This is a genomic window from Nocardioides sp. (genome assembly GCF_035703625.1).
In the GTDB taxonomy this organism is placed as follows: Bacteria; Actinomycetota; Actinomycetes; order Propionibacteriales; family Nocardioidaceae; genus Nocardioides.
The window spans coordinates 1-3618 of sequence record NZ_DASSXS010000206.1 but is presented as its reverse complement, the minus strand read 5'-3'; the positions used below and the strand labels follow the sequence as shown (position 1 = coordinate 3618).

At 69.6% G+C, this 3618-nt stretch carries 4 protein-coding genes; 3 read left to right on the top strand and 1 reads right to left on the bottom strand.

Going from position 1 to position 3618, the window contains the following annotated elements; translation table 11 throughout:
- The 3 genes from VFN12_RS10205 to VFN12_RS10195 form a co-directional block, all read left to right on the top strand.
- On the top strand, positions 1-420 hold a 420-nt coding region (locus tag VFN12_RS10205), incomplete at its 5' end, for a methyltransferase domain-containing protein (protein WP_325118550.1).
- A 234-nt stretch (positions 421-654) separates the two neighbouring features.
- Positions 655-1863 carry a DNA polymerase IV gene (gene dinB / locus VFN12_RS10200; protein ID WP_325118549.1) on the top strand — a complete coding sequence of 403 codons (1209 nt, stop codon included), beginning with the start codon at positions 655-657 and terminating at the stop codon, positions 1861-1863.
- A gap of 127 nt (positions 1864-1990) precedes the next feature.
- Entirely contained in the window at positions 1991-2437 is a 447-nt protein-coding gene (locus tag VFN12_RS10195; RefSeq protein WP_325118548.1) for a DUF3040 domain-containing protein, read from the top strand.
- A gap of 23 nt (positions 2438-2460) precedes the next feature.
- Here the strand turns inward: VFN12_RS10195 and VFN12_RS10190 are convergent, their stop codons facing one another.
- Entirely contained in the window at positions 2461-3462 is a 1002-nt protein-coding gene (locus tag VFN12_RS10190) for an IS481 family transposase (RefSeq protein WP_325118547.1), read from the bottom strand.
- Between the last annotated feature and the right edge of the window lie 156 nt (positions 3463-3618).

The following is a 3618-nucleotide window of genomic DNA, read 5'->3' as shown; positions in this document are numbered from 1 at the left end:
CTGTGCCACGGAGTGCTCGAGGTCGTCGATGACCCCGCAGCGGCGCTCGCCACGATCGCGTCGGTGCTGCGACCGGGGGGCGTCCTCAGCCTGCTCGTCGCCCAGCGGCACGCCGCCGTGGTGGCCAGGGCGATGGCCGGACACTTCCACCAGGCCAGGGCCATGCTCGACGATCCAGAGGCCGGTGGCCGACCCGGACGCCGGTTCACCCGTGAGGAGCTCACCGGCCTGCTGGTCGCGGCCGGTCTCGAGCCCACGGCCGTCCACGCGGTCCGGGTCTTCGCGGATCTCGTCCCCGGCTCCCTGCTCGACCTCGAGCCCGGAGCCACCTCGGCCCTGGTGGAGCTCGAGCAGGCTGTCGCCGAGCGCCCGGAGTACCTTCCCCTCGCCACCCAGGTCCACGTGCTCGCGAAGCGCTGAGGCGGCGAGTCGGCGCAACTGCAAACCCGAGAAGGGTCGAGTCGGCGCAACTGCAGGTGTCAAGGCGCCGAGTCGGCGCGTTTGCCGTTCAAGCAACCCCCCTTCGGTTCGGGTGTGCACTCGGCCTGCGCGCCGTGGTCACCTCGCCGAGTCGGCGCAAGCCGCACTCGCTCGCTGCGCTCGCTCTGCGTTTGCGCCGACTCGGCTCTGGTGCAGGTCTTCGGGAGGATGGGGGTGACGGCCTCCGCTGGCGCTCCGGACGCCACCCCCATCCTCCACGTCGACATGGACGCCTTCTACGCGTCCGTGGTCACCCGGGACCGCCCCGACCTCCACGACGTACCCGTGATCGTGGGCGGCGGGTACCGCGGCGTGGTGCTCTCGGCCAACTACCTCGCCCGGCAGTCGGGAGTGCGCTCCGCGCTGCCGATGACCCGGGCCCGGCGGTTGTGCCCGCAGGCGGTCGTGATCGCCCCCGACTTCGAGATCATCGAGTCGGTGTCGTCCTCGGTCATGGAGACCTTCCGGCGGGTCACCCCGCTGGTGGAGGTGCTCTCGCTCGACGAGGCCTTCCTCGACGTCCGCGGTTCCACCCGTCGCCTCGGGACGCCCTACGACATCGCCGAGCAGCTGCGCGCGACGATCCACGACGAGCAGGGCATCACCTGCTCGGTGGGGGTCGCGGCCTCGGTCTCGGTCGCCAAGCTCGCCAGCCGGCGGGCGAAGCCCGACGGCGTGGTGGTCGTGACGCCGACGCAGACCACCTCCTTCCTCCATCCCCTCGACGTCGGCGAGCTCTGGGGAGTGGGGGAGAAGACCCAGGCGATGCTGCACCGGCTCGGACTGGTGACGGTCGGCGACGTGGCGCACACCCCGCTGCACATCCTCCGGCGCGCCGTCGGTCACCACCTCGGCACCCACCTCCACGAGCTGGCCTGGGGCACCGACCGGCGGGAGATCACCCCACGGTCCGGGTTCTTCGGCAAGGGCGAGGGAAGCCCCGACAAGTCGATGGGAGCCGACGAGACCTTCAGCCGGGACACCGATGACCGGGAGGTGATCTCGCGCGAGCTGCTGCGGCTCTCGACCAGGGTGACCACCCGGATGCGTGTGGCCGGAGTGGCCGGCCGGACCGTGACCATCAAGGTCCGCTTCGCCGACTTCACCACGATCACCCGCTCCCGCACGATCCCGGAGGCCACTGACGTGACCCAGGAGATCTACCGCACCGCCGTGCAGCTCTACGACGCCCTGGGACTGCAACGGGCCCGCATCCGGCTGGTGGGGGTACGAGTCGAGGGCCTGGTCGCGCGCGAGAGGGTGCAGCGGCAGCTGGTGCTCGGCGAGCGCGAGCACGGCTGGTCGGAGGCCGACCGGGCAGTCGATCGGGCCACTCTGCGGTTCGGCAAGTCCGCCGTCCGCCCCGCCAGTCTGCTGGGATAGCCCATTGGGCACAATTTCGACAAGCGGCTACCGCCGCGCCCACCCGCTGCCTAGACTTGTGGAATCACGCGGTCCCAGCCGGATGGGATGGCAGCGTTTGGGGGACACGACATGTTCGGGAGGAAGTGTGCCGCTCTCTGAGGAGGAGTTGCGACTGCTCGAGCAGATGGAGCGAGCCCTCGTCGAAGAGGACCCCAAGTTCGCCTCCACCCTGCGCGGCACCAGCCTGCGCAGCGCCGCCCGCCGACGCGCGATCGTGGCTGCCGTGTGCTTCGTCCTCGGCGTCGGCGTCCTGATGGCGGGTGCGATCTCCGAGCTCTACGCCGTCGCCATCGGTGGCTTCGTGATCATGCTCATCGCGGCGACCGTGTGCGCAACCGCGATCCGCGGTCAGCGACACGCGTCCGCCGAGCCCGCCGCGGCGACTCCCGGTGAGGGGCCGCACGGCTTCACGCTCATCCAGGGTGGTGCCCGTGGCCGCAAGGAGCGGCGCCCCAAGCGACAGGACTCCGGCTCCTTCATGGAGCGGCTCGAGGAGCGCTGGAGGCGGCGCCGGGAGAACGGCGGCTTCTAGCGCAGCCGGCGCCGGCGGCTGCGCTAGATGTGATGCCCAGCCAGGTTGTTCAACCTGGTGATTGGTGCAGCCTTGCCGACTCCTGAGTGGGGCCGGTGGTGGTTGTACTCGTGGATCCATGCCGGCAGGGCTGCCATGCGCGCGGAATCGGAGTTGTAGAACTTCTTGAAAGCCCAGCCCTCGACGAGGGTGCGGTGGAACCGCTCGATCTTGCCGTTGGTCTGTGGACGGTAGGGCCGGGTGCGCTTGTGCGTGATGCCGAGCTCGGCGCAGGTGTCGCGCCAGAGGAATGAGCGGTAGCAGCCGCCGTTGTCGGTCAGCACCCGCTGTACGGTGACGCCGCGCTCGGCGAACCAAGCCACCGCGTTTCGTAGAACGTCCGAGGCGGTCTCACGTGTCTCGTCGTTTCGTGCTTCGACATAGGCGACCCGGGAGTGGTCATCGATGACCGTGTGCAGGAAGCAGGTCCCGATGAGCACGTTGTGCCACTTGCTGCGCGGCTTGCCCGCCGTCGCGATGCGGTTCGCCTTGCCCTGCTGGCGGCCGACGTAGCGCCAGCCACCTCCGTCGGGGACGCGGCCGAGCTTCTTGACGTCCATGTGCAGAAGGTCGCCGGGATGCTCGTGCTCGTAGCGGCGGATTGGTTCGCCGGTCGCTCGGTCAACGTGGGAGAGCCGGTTCAGCCGGCACCGCACCAGCACCGCATGCACGGTTGAGGCGGGAATGCCCAGCCGGTCGCCGATCTGGATCGGTCCCAAGCGTTGCTTCCAGCGCAGGTGCACGATCTTGCGGACCACCGGCGCCGGGGTCCGGTTCGGCTGGTGGTGCGGTCGTGAGGACCGGTCGACCATGCCCGCGCGTCCCTCAGCGTGATAGCGGTCGGCCCACTTCTTGGCGGTGCGCCAGGAGACGTCATAGCGCTCGGCTGCGCGGGCGGGCGACCAGCCGTGATCAATGACCAACTGGGCCAGCCGAAGACGAGCGCGCGGGGTCAGGGCCGCATTGGCGTGGGTAGCGTGGGACACGAAGACCTCCTTCGGTGGCGGAGCGGTTCCTAGACAGCTCCACTCCACACCGGGGAGGCCTTCGTCCATCTACAGATCAAACCGTGTCGTCACACGATCTCGACCAACGTGCCTGGGCATCACACCTAGGTCTCGGCGCTCGGATACCCGGAAATC